Source organism: Gammaproteobacteria bacterium (genome assembly GCA_041395445.1).
Taxonomy (GTDB): Bacteria; Pseudomonadota; Gammaproteobacteria; order Xanthomonadales; family Marinicellaceae; genus NORP309.
Genome location: JAWLAO010000001.1, coordinates 427,565 through 447,473, shown reverse-complemented (window position 1 = coordinate 447,473; position 19,909 = coordinate 427,565). Strand labels below are relative to the sequence as shown.

At 39.3% G+C, this 19,909-nt stretch carries 17 protein-coding genes and 1 other RNA gene; 10 read left to right on the top strand and 8 right to left on the bottom strand.

The features are described 5' to 3' along the window. The first annotated feature begins 220 nt into the window (after window positions 1–220). A complete protein-coding gene (locus R3F25_02025; GenBank protein ID MEZ5495601.1) occupies window positions 221–940 on the top strand; it encodes a hypothetical protein in 720 nt (239 codons plus the stop codon). Between the two features lie 58 nt (window positions 941–998). On the opposite strand, the gene R3F25_02020 is transcribed toward R3F25_02025, so the two are convergent. Next, window positions 999–4,136: an efflux RND transporter permease subunit gene (locus R3F25_02020; GenBank protein MEZ5495600.1), complete on the bottom strand. Its 3,138-nt coding sequence runs from the start codon at window positions 4,134–4,136 to the stop codon at window positions 999–1,001. A 5-nt stretch (window positions 4,137–4,141) separates the two neighbouring features. Continuing rightward, complete coding sequence (locus tag R3F25_02015; protein ID MEZ5495599.1) at window positions 4,142–5,347, bottom strand: efflux RND transporter periplasmic adaptor subunit; 1,206 nt, start codon at window positions 5,345–5,347, stop codon at window positions 4,142–4,144. 323 nt (window positions 5,348–5,670) lie between these two features. On the opposite strand from R3F25_02015, the gene R3F25_02010 reads away from it, so the two are divergent. Beyond that, entirely contained in the window at window positions 5,671–6,504 is an 834-nt protein-coding gene (locus R3F25_02010; protein ID MEZ5495598.1) for a choice-of-anchor O protein, read from the top strand. 27 nt (window positions 6,505–6,531) lie between these two features. Further along, entirely contained in the window at window positions 6,532–7,833 is a 1,302-nt protein-coding gene (locus R3F25_02005; GenBank protein MEZ5495597.1) for a choice-of-anchor O protein, read from the top strand. Between the two features lie 65 nt (window positions 7,834–7,898). Here the strand turns inward: R3F25_02005 and R3F25_02000 are convergent, their stop codons facing one another. Then, a complete protein-coding gene (locus tag R3F25_02000; GenBank protein ID MEZ5495596.1) occupies window positions 7,899–9,881 on the bottom strand; it encodes an SDR family oxidoreductase in 1,983 nt (660 codons plus the stop codon). A gap of 86 nt (window positions 9,882–9,967) precedes the next feature. Between R3F25_02000 and R3F25_01995 the strand changes: the two genes are divergently transcribed. From R3F25_01995 to R3F25_01985, 3 genes are read left to right on the top strand one after another with little or no spacing between them, the layout of a single operon-like run. Further along, window positions 9,968–10,225, top strand: coding sequence for an acyl-CoA-binding protein (locus R3F25_01995; GenBank protein ID MEZ5495595.1), 258 nt, complete (start codon window positions 9,968–9,970; stop codon window positions 10,223–10,225). 12 nt (window positions 10,226–10,237) lie between these two features. Next, window positions 10,238–10,864, top strand: coding sequence for a TetR/AcrR family transcriptional regulator (locus tag R3F25_01990; GenBank protein ID MEZ5495594.1), 627 nt, complete (start codon window positions 10,238–10,240; stop codon window positions 10,862–10,864). Between the two features lie 27 nt (window positions 10,865–10,891). Next, a complete protein-coding gene (locus R3F25_01985; protein ID MEZ5495593.1) occupies window positions 10,892–11,359 on the top strand; it encodes a nucleoside deaminase in 468 nt (155 codons plus the stop codon). A 3-nt stretch (window positions 11,360–11,362) separates the two neighbouring features. On the opposite strand, the gene R3F25_01980 is transcribed toward R3F25_01985, so the two are convergent. Further along, a complete protein-coding gene (locus R3F25_01980) occupies window positions 11,363–12,910 on the bottom strand; it encodes a SulP family inorganic anion transporter (GenBank protein ID MEZ5495592.1) in 1,548 nt (515 codons plus the stop codon). A 157-nt stretch (window positions 12,911–13,067) separates the two neighbouring features. On the opposite strand from R3F25_01980, the gene R3F25_01975 reads away from it, so the two are divergent. Next, window positions 13,068–13,556: an N-acetyltransferase family protein gene (locus R3F25_01975; GenBank protein MEZ5495591.1), complete on the top strand. Its 489-nt coding sequence runs from the start codon at window positions 13,068–13,070 to the stop codon at window positions 13,554–13,556. Here the strand turns inward: R3F25_01975 and yjgA are convergent, their stop codons facing one another. Then, the gene (gene yjgA, locus R3F25_01970; GenBank protein ID MEZ5495590.1) at window positions 13,557–14,066 is read right to left on the bottom strand and encodes a ribosome biogenesis factor YjgA; all 510 of its coding nucleotides are present in this window, start codon (window positions 14,064–14,066) and stop codon (window positions 13,557–13,559) included. 11 nt (window positions 14,067–14,077) lie between these two features. Between yjgA and pmbA the strand changes: the two genes are divergently transcribed. The 3 genes from pmbA to ssrA all read left to right on the top strand — a co-directional run bounded on the left by pmbA (window position 14,078) and on the right by ssrA (window position 16,453). Further along, entirely contained in the window at window positions 14,078–15,397 is a 1,320-nt protein-coding gene (gene pmbA / locus R3F25_01965; protein MEZ5495589.1) for a metalloprotease PmbA, read from the top strand. 46 nt (window positions 15,398–15,443) lie between these two features. Further along, complete coding sequence (locus tag R3F25_01960) at window positions 15,444–15,986, top strand: cytochrome b (protein MEZ5495588.1); 543 nt, start codon at window positions 15,444–15,446, stop codon at window positions 15,984–15,986. Window positions 15,987–16,101: 115 nt separating this feature from the next. After that, window positions 16,102–16,453, top strand: a transfer-messenger RNA (tmRNA) gene (gene ssrA / locus R3F25_01955). 262 nt (window positions 16,454–16,715) lie between these two features. On the opposite strand, the gene R3F25_01950 is transcribed toward ssrA, so the two are convergent. The 3 genes from R3F25_01950 to R3F25_01940 all read right to left on the bottom strand — a co-directional run bounded on the left by R3F25_01950 (window position 16,716) and on the right by R3F25_01940 (window position 19,896). Beyond that, window positions 16,716–17,090, bottom strand: a complete 375-nt coding sequence (locus R3F25_01950; protein ID MEZ5495587.1) for a hypothetical protein — start codon at window positions 17,088–17,090, stop codon at window positions 16,716–16,718. A 263-nt stretch (window positions 17,091–17,353) separates the two neighbouring features. Further along, window positions 17,354–18,520 carry a PLP-dependent aspartate aminotransferase family protein gene (locus R3F25_01945; GenBank protein MEZ5495586.1) on the bottom strand — a complete coding sequence of 389 codons (1,167 nt, stop codon included), beginning with the start codon at window positions 18,518–18,520 and terminating at the stop codon, window positions 17,354–17,356. Further along, the gene (locus R3F25_01940; GenBank protein MEZ5495585.1) at window positions 18,517–19,896 is read right to left on the bottom strand and encodes a pyridoxal-phosphate dependent enzyme; all 1,380 of its coding nucleotides are present in this window, start codon (window positions 19,894–19,896) and stop codon (window positions 18,517–18,519) included. The genes R3F25_01945 and R3F25_01940 overlap by 4 nt, the downstream gene beginning before the upstream one ends. Window positions 19,897–19,909: the final 13 nt, after the last annotated feature.

The following is a 19,909-nucleotide window of genomic DNA, read 5'->3' as shown; positions in this document are numbered from 1 at the left end:
CTTCATGGTAGAAATTTGTGAGATGGGCTCTGCCTATCAAATATAACCGAATATTGGCTAAGTCAATCCTAATGTACTGTAAATCAACGACTCAGAATCTTTTGATTACGAACCTGAGCGATTGGTTTGTGACTCCAAATTTGATATTCATTTTTCATTCAGTTAATATTCAGGATGCGGAGATATTATGATGAAATCATTTACACGAGATGAGACCATTATGAATAAATCTATTTTCTTTCTTGCTTTTCTTTTAGCTTTTTCTGTACATAGTAAAAATGATGATGAAATATCAGTTGGAAGCTATGGTTTGCATTTTAATGAGCTCGGAGAGGTTGTTAATCCCGATGAGTATTACACTTATTTGGGGGCAAAAGACCACTATGATGGTTTAAATAAAAGCGCAATCAACAATTTTAAAAGGGCAGCATCTTATGGCAATACTTTTGCGATGCATTTTGTCGGGCTATTGTATCTTCAGGAAAACGATAATGTGAGAGGTTATGCGTGGTTGTCTCTGGTTCCCACAAATAAAGGTCCTTATGCTGAAAAAACTTCAGCTTTATTGGACAAGCTGAATCAAACTCTGTCGCCGGATGAACTGAGTCGGGCAGAAGAGTTGAAAGCAAAGTTGCTTGAAACCTATGATGTTGCAAATACTTTTGAAAGACGCTTGGCGTGGAGTAAGGATTTCAAACTCACAGGAACACATCTAAAAGGTCGGGTGCCGAACCATTTGGCAATCATTACGACACCACAAATTGGATATGGAAATGTTGGAAATATGACAGTTTCAAATGCTTCATCTGAGACACTAAAAAAATCCTTAAGAAACTTTGTTTATGAATACAAATTAGACTTCAGGTTGCAAGATGGTTTGGTTGAACAAGGTGAAATTAAGATACATGATACAGAAGAAAAAAAATCTACTGATCAATAAAAAAATTCACAACATGAAAAGGAGGAGGTTTTTCATGTTGTGAATAAATTTGCCCGAGTTAGTTTGATTGATTTGGACCTATAATTATTTCGTTTTTATCGGCTTTAACAAACCATGATTTGATTCGGGCAATAAGCCTTTTTGTTCCTGAGCGGATGTCAATACCAATACCATAGAGTGCAGGAACTAATAATAATGTCACGAAGAATGCCAGCATCACACCTGCCGCTAAAGAAACCACAACCGGTTGCAGGAATGCGGCTTGAGTCGAGCGTTCGAGCATCATAGGTAAAAGTCCTATCACCGTTGTTAAAGTTGTTAAAAAGATGGGTCTGAATCTTTGTACACCGGCTTCAACAATGGCTTTATAAGGTTTCATGCCTTGCTCTCTCAGCCGATTGCAATAATCCATCAATACCAAGTTGTCATTCACAACAACACCGGCAGCCGCGGCGATTCCAAAATAACTGAATATTGCCATTGTTAAACCGGTAAAGATATGTCCATAAATCGCACCGACAAATTCAAATGGCATCGCAACGAGGATGAGGATTTGTTGAGAATAACTTTTGAAAGCGATTGCTAGCAGAGCATACATCGCAAATATTGCCATGAAGTAAAGCCCGGTTACTTCTTTAACAAAGCGTTTCTCACCATCAGCCTGACCTACAGAACCGGTTTGGATTCCGGGATATTTTTCTTTCCATTGCGGGAAGAAGTTATCTTTCAGATCTTTCATGATTTCATCAGAAACATTTTCTTTCAAATCGGCACTCACTCTGGCGGCACGACTTCCATTCCAGCGCTGTATACTTTTGATTCCGGGTGCGAATTCTAAGTTCGCAACTGCTAGCAATGGTATCTCTCTGCCGTCGGATGTTTTTACATGGAAATCTTTCAGACTTTCCATCGAACGTCTGGACTCCAAAGGATATCTGACTTTCACTTTAACATCCTGACCATTTCGAGGAATGCGTTGCACTTCTTCACCAAAATAGGCTTGTCTGACTTGTTTGTTGACATCTGCCAATGTTAATCCTAGTTTTGTTGTTCCCGGTTTCATGGTTAGTCTGATTTCATCGGAGACACCAATCATATTGTTACGAATATCATAAAGTGTATCGTAAGTTCTTAATTGCTCTTCCAATTCTGCGGTAGCGGCTCTTAGCAACTCTAAATCTGGATGACGGACTGATAACTCAAAACCGGGTTCGTTGTTTCCGTGTGTATAACGCACGCTCACTTCTTTGGCGTCCGGAACATCACCTAAAAGTTCACGAAGACGAATTGATGCTTCTTTACTGCTTAAGGTTCTTTTCTCAGGTGGTACGAGTTTAACGATTGCCAAGACACTGTCACGACGTGAACGTGTGTACCAGTTTTCAATCAATTGATCTTCACCATTTGATTTTTGGTTGACTTCATCGACCAGTTTTTGTTCAGCAACTTGTAGCTGTTTCAATATCTCCAAAGCACGAGAGTAGGGTGCGCCTTCAGGTAAAACCACATTGACAATCAGTTCATCGGATTCAATTTCCGGCATAAAACTTTTCTTCACCCAGCTACTGCCAAAAAGTCCGAATCCAACAATAATAATTCCAATGAACAAACTGGTTGTTACATAACGGTATTTGAGGCTCCAATTGCCGATTTTGCGATAATAATTTTGTGCAAAAGATGTAATGGAATTTGCTATGGATTTTTGAAATCTGGTAAACCATGATTTGGATTCACGCGGTTTCATATTCGCTAAATGGGATGGCAATATTAGCAATGATTCAACCAGTGAGAAAGCCAGAGCTAAAATCACAACCCAAGTGATGTGCTTGGTGAATTCACTGGTTGAACCGCTTAAAAACAACCAAGGTAAGAATGCCATAATCGTCGTTACGACTCCGAAGATGACCGGTTTAGAAACCATCTGAGTTCCTGAAATGGCAGCTTTGATTCCTCCACCCATTCGATCGGATTCGCTATGAATTCCTTCGCCGACAACAATAGCATCATCAACCACAATTCCAAGAACGAGCAGGAATGCGAAAGTCGATAACATGTTGAGTGAAACACCAACTGACGGTAGCAATACAAAAGCACCGGCATAAGCTGTTGCGATACCGAAAGCCACCCAGAACGCCACTTTCGGTCTGAGTGTCAACATCAGAACAATCAATACCAGAATCAATCCCATGAAAGCAGAACTACCGATTGTTGTCATTCGACCGTTAAAGTCTTCTGCCTGATCGGTCCACAAAGTCAACTTGGCACCTTTCGGCAGTGTGCTTTGCCTTTCAGCAATCCATTGATTAATTGATTGCGAAGCCGTTACTATGTCCATAGTTTCAGTTGTCATTACCTGAAGCAGAATAGTAGGTTCGCCGTTAAGTGTTGCTAATATTGGATTATCCTCAAAACCATCAATAACTGTTGCAACATCACCCACTCTGATTGTGCCCCCATCAGAGGTTTGGCGAATGATAATGTCCGAAAAATCTTTTTCATGATTGGCTTGATTTCTGACTTTTAACTGAAAACTACCGGCTTCTGTCCGAATTGCTCCGGCTGATTGATTGATAGAACTTTTTCTGATGGCACTAGCAACATCATCAAAGGTCAGGTTATAACGTCTTAACGACTCTTTACCAACTTCGATTGAAACTTCTTCAGAACGAATGCCGAATAATTGAACGATACTGATAGCCGGTAAATTAGCAGCCTCGCGACGAAGTTGTTCAGCAAGTTCTTTCAATTCTTGCTCGTTCAAATCACCGGAAACGGCAACTCGGATGAATTCATTGCGATTAACCCATTGTTGAACTACCGGTTGTTCAATATCACCTGGGAATGAAGTAATGGAATCCACCCTGATTTTCACATCATTCATAAACTGTGTGAAATCTGCTTTTTGATTCGCTAAAATATAAACTTCACCGCGACCCTCATTTGAGGAAGAGCGAACCCATTCAATTTCATCCAAATCACGAACCGACTCTTCGATTCTTGCGACAATTTGTTCTTCAACTTCCTGTGGCGAAGCACCCGGCCATGAAACTCCAATTTGCAAACCCGGAAAGCGAACTTGTGGGTCCATCTCGCGTTCCATATTATTGAAGCCAATAAAGCCCGCAATCAACAAACCAACCATCAACAAGTTAGCTGCAACTGAGTTTTTTGCCCACCATGCGATTAAATTATTCATGATTATTAACCTTGTTTTTCAGAATGAGATAAAACAGCTTGTGCTTGTAATTCTTCATCACGGCTGATAGCTTTAACTTTCATACCATCAATAACCGTTGGAGTGGTTGAAACAACCACTTTTTCACCTGCTTTTACACCATTGGAAACATGAACAAGGTCAGCGGATGTTGATAAAACTTCAACTTTTCTGATTTCTAACTCTTCATCATCATTGATAACATAAACTTTTTCGTTATTGTGTAATGCAACTCTTGGAAAGACCAAGGTGTCCTGGCTTTTTTTGCTTTGGATATTGGCATCGACATACAAACCAACTGCCATTGGCATTGAGCTTGATTCACTGGTATTGTAAGGATTCGCTATTTCTGCAATGGCATAAATCAAACGTGTTTGATTATCAATAGCAGCTTGAGTTCGTACAATTTTTCCATCCCATTGACTGGATTCTTTACTATTCTTTGCAGTAAATGTCACTTTGGGAGCATTGTCTATATTGGCAACAAAACCAATGGGAAGGTTCAGCTCTTGTAACTGGCTGTCTGTTAAAGGCATTTTGACTTCAACAACATCTGTTGCAAAAATATGACCAAGAACGGTATTCGCTGAGATATATTGTCCCAGACCAATATTCTCTGATAACACTCTTCCATCGAAAGGAGCTGTAACTTGAGTTCTTTGTAAGTTCAATTCTGCATTTTTTAAGTCGGCTTGAGCAGCTTCAAGCAATGCTTTAGCTTCTTTTATTTGGGGAATATTTAAGGCATAATCACTTGGATTTGCATGACCTTTTCTTTTCCACTGATCTTCTTTGATTTTAGAATTGGCAATTTCCTCTTCAACTTTTACTTTTGCGGAAGCCACATTCGCTTTTGCACGAGTGACAGCTGCCTGATATTCGGTGTCATCAATTTTCATCAAAACATCTCCTTTGGTGAATATTCCACCTTCAGCAAATTGGTTTGAGATCTCGACAACTTGACCGGACACCATAGATGTCAAGTCAATTTCGGTTTTAGGATTGACTTCTCCATAAGTTGAAACTGACAGATTAACTGTTTCAGCTTTGACTTCATCAACAAATAAAGAAACCACTCGTTGTTCTTTGGGTTTCTTTTCAATCGGCGGTTTTGATGCAACCAGAGCTTGAACCGCAAAGACGCTTCCAACCAAAATTGAAAGCGGTATAAATATTTTCACAATCTTTTTCATAATGTTTTCCCCAAACAAGAAATTCAGTTTTGGTATTAATATTTGATAAACGAACAGGGATAAAAATTGTTACACAAAGTTATGAAAACCAATTAACCCCTTCTTTTACATTACAACATATTTAGAAGACTGTTTTCATGAGCCAATAGTCACGAATTTGTTGATAACTATCAAATAAATTTTCCTGAATACATGCTATGTTGATTGTAAGGGGACACCGGATGGGTTATGAGAATCCGGGATTGTAGCCTGTCTGTTATGAGTTGTATATCCGGTTGATGGTCGGTGTATGTAATTATTCTCGGTAAATGATAGGTGCAGTTATGAAAAAAATTAGCAAATTAATGTTTGTTATCATCTGCGGATCCACTTTTTGTGGTTTTACAAGCTATAGCTTAGCAGATGTATTTACTCTTACCCCGCAAGTCGGGCCTTCTGTGATTTCAAATGGGATTGATGACACCAATAAAGTAAAAATATTACGACTTCCTGATAAGACTTTAATTAGCGTTTACGGACAGTCCCAATTCATGGCGAATGATGCTTATGATGTGAAATCAAGAGAGGTCAGGAAGCCTTGGGATTTGGTTGTTCAATATTCGATTGACGAAGGGGAAACTTGGTCTTCTCCTATGAACTTCGATAATACAGCGATGTTCAGTTCAGCCTTGGGAATTATTGAGAGTAGCGGTCCTCCTCCATTGTTTCCAGCCGGAAGTGCCAATGAAGGTTATGTTGATTTATCATCTGATCCCAGAGCCGTCAGTTATCCCGGTGATTCAGATAAACCTCAGGTTTTTAATTCGGGTAATAACATTGTTGTCACTTGGAATAGTAAGTATTGTCCTGCTAACCCGACGCTACCGCCGGGTGAACAACGATTCATAACTTATTTGGAGTTGAACGGCATCACAATCCCTTACGCCTGTCTTTGGGTCTCAAGATTGCAATGGAATTCTTCAATACAACAGTTTAATGCAGTTGGTGATTTGGGCGAACTCTATAAGACAGAACAGCTTACCAGTGGTTTTCGTGATGTGAAACAAGATGTTCCAATTCCTCAAAAGACTGGTTTTGCAGTTGTTTGGCAGGAAGATCCGTTAGGATTGCAACTCGGTGGTTCGGATGGTCCGGGTTCCGGTGCATCAGGCGCATAAACAACCGGAGGAACTGACTTGTTCTATATGGCATTAGATACTAACAACAATAGTACAGTTGACTTTATTGCTAATGACTGGTCAACTCCGGTTCGATTTACCAAAAACCAAGAGTCAAACGGAGAGTTAAATGGTCCGGATAGAACATCTCACGGCCCTGGGATTTATGAAACAGGTAAGGCTTCAGCATCGCGTGCAAATATTCGTCTCATCGGCAGAAGAGCATTAATTGCCTGGGAAGAAAGAAAAAGTACAACCGGAATTGATGATGGGAAGTATATTCGTTATCACTCATGGCCTGAATTTACAAATACTGCTGACTTCCCTATAAATGGTTGTATCATTAGTAAACCAGATGAAAATGGTCGCCGTGTCAGAGTGCTGACTCAAGCCTTATCCAGTGGACAAACAGGTATAGTTTTCGCCTATAAACAAGGAGAATATTCTGAAGGAGGTCCTTCGGATATTATGATTCGTCGAGCAGTAGGTGGTTTTGATCCGATTCATATTCTACCTGCTGTAGACAGTACGGTTGTTGGAGTGTATGGTGAAAAGTGTCGTGCTCATGTGAATAATCAGGATGAGGACAATATTGGAGATGATGAGTTGGTTGATGATCCTCTGAATGATGTAACAAATAGTCCTGCAATAAATTTCAGTGGCTCAGAAATTTACAATGGTTATCCGGGGATGGCAGAATCCGCAACTACTGGTTTGAATCCTTATGAAAACGCTCTTGCTCATCGTGGTCAGATGAAAGGTGAGAATGTCGTCATTGGTTTTTCTCACACACCTGATCAAGCGAGATTCGATTTTCTTTCGGATTCAGTTCCATACAATTTTTACATTAAAAGTTCACAAGATGGTGGTGCGACATGGTCTCCTGCTATTAACTTCTCAAATCTAACCGAGGAAAGCGGAGTCAGTGTCAGGGAACCAAGAATCGTTGGCACATCCAGTACCGGTCCGGGTTGTACTGATCCGAATAATATTACTGATATTACGGATTGTCAAAATGCTCAAATCATGTATATAGGATTCGGGTTACAGACCAATGTGACAAATATTGATGTGACTGAAGATGTTGATATTTATATGGGAGTGACTCATAACGGAGGTCTTTCTTACAGTCCTATACAACACATTACTGCTGGTAATGTGATTGGAGGAATGCCTGATGCGGTTCCTGATTTCGAAACTCAACTAAAAGTTCGACCTGATGGCCAGCAAGCATTTGTGGTGTGGACTTCAGCTCCTGTTGTTACAGATGATGTTGCATTCCGTGAACTGGAATTGATTGATATTATCTTTAAAAACGGATTTGAATAGTAAAAATACTAACTTCAAATGAAAAAGGCGGGTGAATTCCCGCCTTTGGCTTGAGTGATAAAAAACTACCAGTGAACTCCTCGCATTAATGACGCAAATGCGACTTGCTCCGGCGATGTTGGTCTGCCAGAAGGTTTCTCGCCTTTTGCAGCAGCAGAATCCGGGAACATGTTAAATGCAGTATTCATTACAACTTCCATGGATTTTGGTGCAACTGCGTGCATGACTTGACCAAAAATACCCAGTCTCGTTGCAATTCGTTGCGGACGACGAATAATTGCATCCTTGACCATATCGGCAGCTTGTTCCGGTGAAATGGTTGGAACATTGTCATAAATTTTGGTTGGGGCAATCATTGGGGTTCTCACCAGTGGCATATTGATTGTAGTGAATGCGACATTGCTATGATTGAATTCAGCAGCCGCACAACGAGAAAACGCATCTAATGCCGCTTTGGATGCCACATAAGCTGAAAATCTTGGGGCATTAGTTAATACTCCAATTGATGAAATATTCACCACCTGACCATGTCTTTTCGATGTCATTCCGGGTAAGAAGCCCATGATTAAACGCAAGCAACCAAAATAATTTAACTGCATGGTTCTTTCATAATCATGGAAACGATCGTAGCTTAATGCAATGGAACGACGAATGGATCTACCGGCATTGTTAACCAGAATATCAATCGGTCCTAAATCATTCAGAATATTTTCTACCAGTTTATCGCAAGAAGTCATATCCGATAAATCAGCGGTGTAGTGCGATGATTTGCCACCTTCTTTTTTGATAATTGTCGCAGTTTCCAGTAACTTTTCTTCCCCGCGCGCAACCAGAATGACATGTGCACCGGCTCTTGCCAGCATGATTGCCGTCGCCTGTCCTATACCGGAAGAAGCGCCGGTAACAACAACCAGTTTATTTTTAACTCTTCCTTTTAAACTGCGATCAATAAATAAATCCGGATCTAGATTTCTTTCCCAGTAATCCCAAAGTCTCCAGGCATACTTCTTCAATTTTGGAACTTCAATTCCGGTTCCTTTGAGGAGCTTTGCAGTTTCACGATTATCAAATCGGGTCGGATAGTTGATAAAGCTGAGAACACCTTCAGGTATGCCGAGTTCTTTCATCACCTGAGCTTTAATCCGGCGTACCGGTGACAACATCATCAAACCGGATTTCACTGCTTTAGGGATGAAATTAAAAACTCTGGCATCAATTCGCATAGTCATTTCAGGAGCATGAGCCGCTCGTGAAAAGATGTTTAAAACCTCGCCTATCTTGAGGGGATTTGGATCAGTCAAGTGAAAACATTTACCGTCTTGTCCCTTAACATGAGCAATATGATCCATTGCATTAACCACATAATCGACCGGAATCATGTTCAAACGACCACCTTCAAGTCCAAGAGTTGGCATCCAGCGAGGCATAAGGCGACGCATTTTTTGAATCAATTTGAAGAAATAATAGGGGCCGTCGATCTTATCAATTTCACCGGTTTCAGAATGTCCCAAAACCATGCCCGGACGATAAATTCGGAAAGGAACTTTACATTCACGTCGAACCACACCTTCAGAGTCATGTTTGGTACGAAAATAGGGATGCTCGAGACCGGTTGCTTCATCAAACATATCTTCACGGAAAACACCGTTATACAGACCGGCAGCTGCAATCGAAGAAACATGATGAAAGCATTTTGCATCAATTTCATCAGCGAGTCCAATGGCATTTCTGGTGCCTTCGATATTAGCAATCTCTTGCTCCTCATAAGAGGCTTTCATATCATAAATGGCAGCCAGATGGAAAAAATGCTGCACCTTACCTTTAAGCTCGTCTTTGCTTTTTTTGCTGATACCCAGATTCGTTTTACCGATATCACCGGTAATGGCAATCACTCTGTCTTTTGGAGCATCAATTCTTTCCAATAAATCTTTGAGTTTCTTTTTTGAACCCGAACGCACAAGAACATAGATTTTGCCTTTGCGGTTAAATAATTTTTTTAAGAAATGCGAACCGATAAATCCTGTAGCTCCGGTAACAAAATATGCCATAATCTCCACCCTTTAATAAATATTTGACGATTGTTATTATACATGGCAAAATTAAACTTTGAAGTTAAAACTACAGGAAAATATTGATGAGTGATTTAAAGCAACAATTCGATCAGGCTCTCGCCGATGTTAAAACGCTATCTGAAAAGCCCAATGATGATATGATGTTGACTCTTTATTCGCTATACAAGCAAGCTACCGTAGGTGATGTCACTGGTGTTCGTCCCGGTTTTTTTGATTTTGTTGGTGGTGCGAAATACGATGCCAGAGAAGCTCTCAAAGGCATGAGTTCGGATGATGCCATGCAGAAATACATTGATACCGTCAAAGGTTTGTTAGGCTAGCTTTTAAATCTTGTGAAAACCAAGGATAGAATTATTGCCACAGCATTACGCCTTTTTAATGAAGAAGGTGAGCCTAATGTGACAACCAACCACATTGCTGATGAGATGGATATCTCGCCCGGCAATCTTTATTATCACTATCGCTCTAAGGACGACATTATCTGGCAGATTTTTCTGGATTATGAAAAGAAAATCAATCAGGTTTTGACACCGGATGAAAACTTAAATTACACTTCAATGGAGGATATGTGGTTTTATCTTCACATGATTTTTGAAGTGATATCGGAATATCGTTTTTTGTATCGAAATCTTATTCAGTTGATGAATCGGATTGAATTCCTGAAAAGACATTTTCGCCGTATTTTGGCAAGAAAATCACAAACAGCTCTCAACATCATGAAACATCTGGCTGAAATCGGATCACTCAATGCCGATGACGAAACCATTGCATCTCTTGCTGATCAGGTGGCATTAACAGCCACATTCTGGTTGAACTATTCGATAGCTATTTATGATGATAATTTTGATGAAGAGAAAAAATTATCTCACGGAATTTTCCAAGTCATTCGGATTGTTGCGCCATTCCTGAATGAAGAAGACAAGGAAAATCTGAATCAGCTTTCTGCTCAATATTTATAACAATAATACGAATTATAACAAATACTTATGAATGAAAAATTTATGCGTAAAGCCATAGAGCTTTCGATTGCGAATGTCAAAAACAACACCGGCGGACCATTCGGAGCTGTGATTGTAAGAAATGGGGAAATCATTGCAACTGGTGCAAACTCTGTAACTAATAAAAATGATCCCACAGCTCACGCCGAAGTCGAAGCCATCAGAAATGCCTGCCAGATCTTAGGCACATTTCAATTGGATGATTGCGAAATCTACACCTCGTGCGAACCGTGCCCTATGTGTTTGGGGGCTATTTATTGGTCCAGACCCAAAGCTGTTTATTACGGTAACACTAAAAAAGATGCTGCTAAAATCAACTTTGATGACCAGTTTATTTATGACGAGTTGGATTTGCCGCTCACTCAACGCAACCTGAAAATGACACAGCTACTTCCCGAAGAGGCCATTGAGGCTTTTGAATTGTGGAAAAATAGCATGGAAAAAGTGGAGTATTGATTTTCAAAGCTGCTGAATATTCTCAAGGAAGCGGATATCATCAAATACACCGGTTTTGTTGAATTTCAGGAGTTGTATTTTTTCGCGTTTTTTTGCAACAATTATGATATCAATATTCGATTCCTTGAGTCTTAGGATGATATCTTTAAGGGTAAATATTGCAGTTAAATCCATGAAGGGGATATTGGAAATATCAATTACGAAACGTTTAATATCTAAAGTTTCATTGACGTTTCTTTCAAATGCAATACTTGAGCCGAAAAAGAACACACCATTGATACTCAAAATTCGAGTTGATGAACCTAAATCATCTGATAATGAATTCAATGGTTCATTAACCAAGGTAATTTGAGTTTCTCGAGTGATTCTGTAAACAATGAGCAGGGAAGAAAGAATTATGCCTACGCCCACAGCTGTTATTAAATCTATAAATACAGTGACAAAAAACACAACCAGCATAACTGCTAAATCATGGCCCGGACTGCTTTTCCAAACACGGATGAATCTGTAATCAATAATGTCGATTCCGACTTTAATCAGAATTCCTGCCAGTAATGCCATTGGAATTTTCTCCGCAATCGGTGTAAAAAACACAACCACAAGAAAAATAACGACACTGTGTGTGATACCTGATATTTTATTGGTTCCTCCGCTTTTAATATTGATAACTGTCCGCATGGTTGCTCCGGCACCGGGAACGGCTCCAAATAAACCGCAAACACTATTACCCAAGCCTTGTGCGATTAGTTCTTTATTCGGTTTGTGTTTGGTGTGAGTGATAGAATCTGCGACTACTGATGTCAATAATGTATCAATGCTTCCCAATACTGCTAACGTAAAGCCAAGAACTATAATTTGCTGATAACTCTCAAGTGAAATAGCAGGAGTAATTATATCGGGTAACTTTTGAGGGATCTCACCGATGGTTTGTACATCCAAACCCAGATAAATAGAAAGCGGAGTAAGACAGAACAAAGCGATCAAGGGCGATGGAATTATTTGTGCAATCTTGCGAGGTGTAAAAAACATTATCAACAAAGTTGCAATTGAAATTCCTGCCGAATCCCAATTAATGTTAGCTATATTTTGAGCCAGAGAGGAAAATATTTGTATCACCGAGGCTTCACTGGGCACTCCGAAAAAAGGATTTATCTGTAAAACAATTATTATTACTCCGATTCCACTCATAAAACCGGAAACGACCGGATATGGAATATACTTAACAAACTGTCCAATACGGGAAATGCCGAATACAATTTGAAAAATACCGGCAAGAATAATAGTCGTAGCGATTAAGCGAATATCATTATGCAATGTAATGATTGTCGATGCTATAATCACTGTCATTGGTCCGGTTGGTCCCGATATTTGAGTGGGTGTTCCACTAAACAGTGCTGCAATAAACCCTAAAATAATCGCACCGTTGATTCCGGCAGAGGCTCCCATACCACTGGCAACACCAAAAGCCAGACCTAATGGCAAAGCGATAACCGCAGCAGTAAAACCACCAATTATGTTATTTTTAAAATTATATTTATTGCTTGGTAACATGTTTATTGGAGTTAATATGAGTAATAAAATTGTGCAAATGAATTATTGTATTCACATTTTCCATATATGGAATTTATAATGAGAAATAAGAAAAATATTCTGGTAAATCAAGTGTTTTTTTAATTATTCTTAGTTTTTGTATAAACCAATCAAAAAAATGATTATTCGTAATGTTCTGAATTCTGATATTCCACAAGTTGTTGAAATTCTAAATCACTATGTAAGGAATGACAGTTGCACTTTTCAGATTAACACATACTCAATTTCTGAAATTTCGGAGAAGATTGCTGAAATAACAAAAGTTTATCCTTACATTGTGATGGAAGAGGGTAATGAAGTCATTGGTTTTGCTTATGCTTCCCGCTGGCGGGAGAAAAATGCCTATGACAAGTCTGCGGAAACAACGATTTATCTCAACCCAAAACACAAGTATAGAGGTTTAGGAAAAATTCTTTATCAAGAATTGATTGAACAATTAAGAGAAAAGAATTTCCGACTTCTAGTTGCTTGCTTAACTTTACCCAATCCATCCAGTGTTAGACTCCATGAGTCTCTGGGTTTTGAGAAAGTTGGTGAATTTAAAGATGCCGGATATAAATTTAACCGCTGGTATAATGTTGGTTTTTGGCAAAAAGTCCTTAAATGATTAAATCATTGGTAAAGCGTGTTGTAGATCCATCATACGCAGATGTTCAAAAAGTTTTCTACGGTTCTTCTTGGAATTGGCACTCTCTTTACTAGCAGAACGAGCCAGTTGGCGTAATGTTTGAATATCAGCGTTATCGTGTGTGGGATACAATTCATTGATGATTTCCATGTCTTCGAGTGTCTTTTCCAGCCATAAATTGATTAATGGCTGACGAAGCAATCCGGCTTCTTTTTCTTTCTCTTTGGACTCAATGGCATCGACAATCTCCTCGTGATTGTCTTTCAATAATAATTTACCCAGATATTGAAAATGGCGCTTACGAGCAATATGACTGGTGATCTTTTTAGATTCAACAATGGCATTGATAATTTGTTCGTTAATTGGTAATTCAATCAGTAAAGAATGTTTCATTTCTGCCAATTTATGTGCCAAATCGACCATAGAATGTGCATAATGCTTTCTTTGAGTTTTGCTTTCGAATTCCGGTTCGTCAGTTTGATTAACCATCAGATAAAAATATGAATATAGATAAAACCAAACAGATTGTTACAAATATTTTACAAACAGTAAAGAAAAACGGGGCAACTCAGGCGGAAGTTGTTTATTCACAGGGAAGCGGTTTAGCTGTCAGCGTCCGCAATCATGATGTGGATACCATTGAAAATTCCAATGACAGCTCATTAATTATCACCGTTTATAGTGGTAAAGCCAAAGGTTCGGCTTCGACGGCTGTTTTGGATAAGGAAAGTATCGATTTAACCATTAAGAAAGCGATTGAAATCTCGAAATTGACAGAAGAAGACGAATATGCCGGACTTGCTGAGACTGAGTTGTTAGCGAATCCTGATAACTTTAAAGAGTTAGATACTTATCATCCTGCTGATGTGACAGCCGATGAATTGATTGAAATGGCAAAGCAAGCTGAATCAGCTGCCTTGGAGAGCAGGGGTTTGGTTGTTGATGAATCGAATGTTTCAATCGGTGAGGGAAGTTCTATTTATGCCAATTCCAATGGTTTTATCGGTCATAAGCAAGGAACAAATTCTTCAATTAGTGTGGTTGCCATTGCTGAAAAAGACGGCAATATGGAGCGAGATTATTGGTGGGATGCTTCTTGTGATTTTTACCAAATGATGAATGCGGAAGAATTAGGCAGGAAAGCCGCCGAACGAACTTTATCGAGGATTGGTGCGCAGAAAGTGAAATCCACCAAAGCACCGGTATTATTTGAAGCTCCTGTTGCCCAGGGCTTGGTAGGGCACATGTTATCGGCAATTTCAGGCAGTAGTTTGTATCAGGAAGCCAGCTTTTTAAAAGATGATTTGGATAAGCAAATCTTTCCGGATTGGTTCGAAATCAACGAAGATCCGTTTGTCAAACAAGGCATGGCATCACGAAACTTTGACAGCAATGGTGTAGCCACCCGACAACGTCAATTGATTGACAAAGGAGTTTTAAAAGGTTTTCTGCTTTCAGTTTATTCCGCTCGAAGACTCAATATGCAAGCCACCGGAAATGCAGGTGGTGCTCATAATTTGTTTGTTAAGACCGGAAAAGATGACTTACAAGCGGCTTTGAGGAAAATGGGAACCGGACTATTTGTCACCAGCGTTATGGGGCAGGGCATTAACACAGTGACTGGAGATTACTCACGCGGTGCATCGGGATATTGGGTTGAAAATGGTGAGATTCAATTTCCGGTTTCAGAATTAACCATTGCCGGAAATCTCAAAGATATGTACAATAATCTGGTATTGGTTGCCAACGATGTGGATAAACGCAGTAAAACTCAAACCGGCTCATGGTTAATAGAAGAAATGACCATTGCAGGGGATTAAAATCATTTGTTATAATACTCATAAATATTAATAAACAGGAGCGAATATGAACTCAGATAAATCTCTAACTAAAACAACCATTTTTCTTCATTGGTTTATAGGTCTCGCAATAATTGCGATGATTATTGTTGGCTATAGCATGGATGAGTTTAAGCTGCGTAGTTTATATCCAATCCATAAATCAATAGGAATTATATTGTTTGTATTCATTCTCTATCGAGTTATCAGACGTTTAATCAGAGGTTTTCCTGAATATGTTGCTGATATGAATTCAATGGAAAAATTCGCATCCAAAGCAGTACTCTGGGTGTTATTGATTGGTACTTTATTGTTCCCAATTTCAGGAATGATGATGTCTGGTGCAGCAGGGCATGGATTGAATGTTTTTGGATTTGAATTGCTTGCTCCCAACATTGTTGATGGAAAAGCGGTTCCTCTCAATAAAGATATGGCGAAGTTAGGACATGATGCTCATGGATATCTCATGATTATTATGGGAATTGCGATTTTACTGCATATTGCAGCCAGTTTGAAACATCATTTCATTGCTAAAGACGCTACATTAAAAAGAATGCTTGGCAAAAAATAGTTGGCGCAAGAAAACAAAGCTCTTTAAATATCCTAAAGAGCTTTGAATTGAACTAATTAAGGCATAAAATGTCCAATCATGTGCTGTTTTTGAAACAGTCACTTCTTACGAACTTGGGGGCGTCATTGGTTTCGACGTGAGTTACAAAGTTTGTAGGTGCATGCCGAGGATGAAGCTAGCCTCGTAAAAAATGTTTCAAATGTTATAGTTGCAAACGACGATAACTACGCTCTAGCTGCTTAATAGCTAGCCCTTTTCTGATTCAGCTTGCGGTTTCAGAACAAGGGTCGATTAGCAAGATCGCTTGAACCGGTGTTTGGACGGTCTCGGGTTAAAATTATCTGAACTGGTCAAACCAAATCCTGATTGTCGGAGTTGGCACGACGAGACTAAAAGACAAAGCTAAGCATGTAGATCCTCAAATGGAGGACTGGCGGACGGGGGTTCGACTCCCCCCGCCTCCACCAAATTAAAAAAGCAGCCAATGGCTGCTTTTTTAATTTAATGAGTCTGGAGTTGAACTTCACGAAGTGACGGTTCGACTAAAAGTGCAGGATAGCACTTTTGAATGCCAGAATGGCAGCCTGAAAGGTGAAAAGGCAGGAGCCTTTTCATACTTCCACCGCAAAAAATCACTTTGATAAATTCGGGAACAATTTAATACATCAATTGGTAGTTAAATCAAGATTCTGTGCGAGCATTAAGTAAATAAACACCCAAAAACTCATACTAATTATTTCTGTCAAGTTTCGGGTTTTTTGCGATAAAATTCTTACACTCTTCAATCATACTAAACAAATTTCCAAAGCCACCTATTTGATTGATATCAAATTCCTGACCATTTAATGTAGATAAGTCAATCAAAATTGATTTATTGCTCAACTCTATTTTATATTTTCTTAAATACTTTGTCCAACAGTACCATGTGGGTCTAAGAGGGTTATGTGCATAGGCATTTCTTAGTTGAAAAATAATACTTCTTATTTTATCAAAATTGACTTCGCTGGATGGGTTTTTCTTAACAAAACTTTCAAGTGTTTTATCTAAAAATAGTATACATGTACCTAATGCTGAAACTTGTAGGTTTTGTGCATCTTGGTACAAGTCGCTTTTTGATAATTCATATTCATGCGGAATTATCGGGCCATTTGGATTGTCAATCCTATATCTTTTTTTAATATATTAAGATCAATTGTTTCATTATTTATTGCATGAGAAAGCCTCAGAGCAAGTTTCAAACATTCAATTGAAAGAGTAAATTGATTCAGTTCTGTTTCATTCATCAACGATACCACTTCTAAAATAATTTTAATAAACTGGCATTCATCTCCTTGGAGAATAATATCTGGATAACACTATCGTAGTTATTAACCCAAAGCAAAATCCAAATCAGCTTTCAGGTCTTCATAGTCTTCGATACCGACAGACAAACGCACGAGGTTGTCGTAAATACCAATTTTTTGGCGTTCTTCGTATGGGATTGATGCATGTGTCATTATTGCCGGATGATTGACCAAACTTTCGATTCCGCCGAGTGATTCTGCGAGTGCAAATATGCTGCATTTCTCTAGCATGGCACGAGTTTCATCGATTCCGCCTTTGACCAGAATAGTGACAATTCCGCCAAAACCACGCATTTGTTTTTTTGCTAATTGGTGTTGAGGATGTGATGATAGTCCTGGATAAATGACTTTTTCAATTCTTGAGTCCGTTTCTAACCATTGAGCGAGTTTAAGGGCATTTTCACAGGTGGCTTTCATCCGAAGTGGGAGGGTTTTTAAACCACGAAGTGCCAGATAGCTGTCAAATGGCCCTTGAACGGCTCCAACAGAATTTTGCAGAAATGCCATGCGTTCTGCCATTTCTGGTGTTTTTACAACTGCAACTCCTCCAACCATGTCTGAATGTCCATTGATGTATTTTGTTGCAGAATGCATAACAATGTCGAAACCAAAATCCAAAGGATTTTGTAAGTAAGGTGATGCAAATGTATTATCTGCAACAGCAATTAAATCATGTTTTTTAGCGAAATCAGCGACTTTTTGTAAGTCAACCAATTTCAGCATTGGGTTTGTTGGAGACTCTATCCAAATCATTTTGGTGTTGTCTCGCAATGCAGCTTCCATATTTCCTTCAACTGTCAAATCAGTAAATGTAAATTCTAACCCTGAAGAGCGTTTACGAACCCGATTGAACAGACGATTGGTTCCACCATACAAATCATCCATACAAATGATGTGAGAGCCGGAATCTATCAGTTCAAGAATTGTGGATGTAGCTGCCATACCTGAACCGAATGCAAAACCATTACAACCATTTTCCAGATTGGCAACGGCTCGTTCGTAAGCAAAACGAGTTGGGTTGTGTGTTCTTGAATACTCAAAACCTTGGTGAACTCCGGGAGAGGATTGCACATAAGTTGATGTTGCATAAATCGGTGGCATGATGGCACCGGTGACTTCACACACTTCTTGTCCGGCGTGAATGGCACGAGTTTGCAATCCGGAATATTTTTTTTCTAATTTTTTGCTCATTGGTTTTGATCTCTTCTTCTGAGGTAGTTCAACAGGTCAATTCGTGTAATCAGACCTATAAATTTATCATCTTTATCTTTGACTATTGCGACTTTCCCTTGGTCAAAGATTGGTAATAATTTTGCCAAAGGACTGGTTACTGACATAAATTCCAGATTGGTTGTCATAGCTGATTTAACCGGATCTTCAAATTTTGAATTGTTGTCATAGACGTACATCATGACATCGGACTCGTCGATGATACCAACAATATCATCACCGTCAATCACTGGTAGTTGCGAGACATCGTATAATTTCATGCGTTGATAAACAGTGCTGAGTGTCTCATTAGGTCTCATTACGATTAAATCGTTGGTCTGATAAGGGCGAGTGATTAAGTCGCGTAAATCTCCGTATTGTGGAATTTCAATGAATCCATTATCCATCATCCAGTAATCATTATACATTTTCGATAAATACTTATTGCCGGTATCCGGTACCAGTGCAACAACCCGTTTTTTCTCGGTTTGTTCACGACAGTATTTTAAAGCTGCTGTCATGATGGTTCCAGTTGATGAGCCACCCAAAATTCCTTCTTTTGCGAGTAATTCACGTCCTGATTCAAAACTTTCTTTGTCGGATACAGCATAGGCTTTGGTGACTAAAGAGAAATCAGAAATGCTCGGTAGGAAATCTTCACCAATTCCTTCCACTTTCCAACTGCCGCTCTTATCCGAAAGATTCTTTTCATTGATATATTCTGCCAAAATGCTTCCAACAGGGTCTGCGAGAATCATCTCGATATTGGGTGCGTTTTCTTTGAAATATTGTGTCAATCCGGACATGGTTCCGCTCGATCCAACACCAAAAACGATGGCATCTATGTTGTTGTTCATTTGTTCCATAAGTTCAGGTCCAGTTGTGCAAACATGAGCTGCCGGATTATCAGGGTTTCCAAATTGATTAATAAAATATGCATTGGGGGTTTCATCAGCGATGGTTTTTGCAAGGTCTTGGTAATATTGTGGATGACCTTTGGCAACATCGGATCGAGTCAGAACAATTTCTGCTCCCATAGCTTTGAGGTTGAATATTTTTTCCTTGCTCATTTTATCGGGAATCACCAGAATCAACTTGTAACCTTTCTGTGCTGCAACCAATGCCAGTCCAATTCCGGTATTTCCCGCTGTTCCTTCAACTAATGTGTCTCCGGGTTTTATGTCACCGCGTTTTTCAGCGGCTTCAATCATGGATAAGCCAATACGGTCTTTGATTGATCCACCCGGATTTTGGTTTTCCAGTTTCAGATACAACTCACATAATCCCGTGTCCAATTGATGAACTTTGAGCATTGGCGTGTTGCCAATCAGCTCAAGTACTGAGTTTACAATTCTCATGATTTCCCCTTAA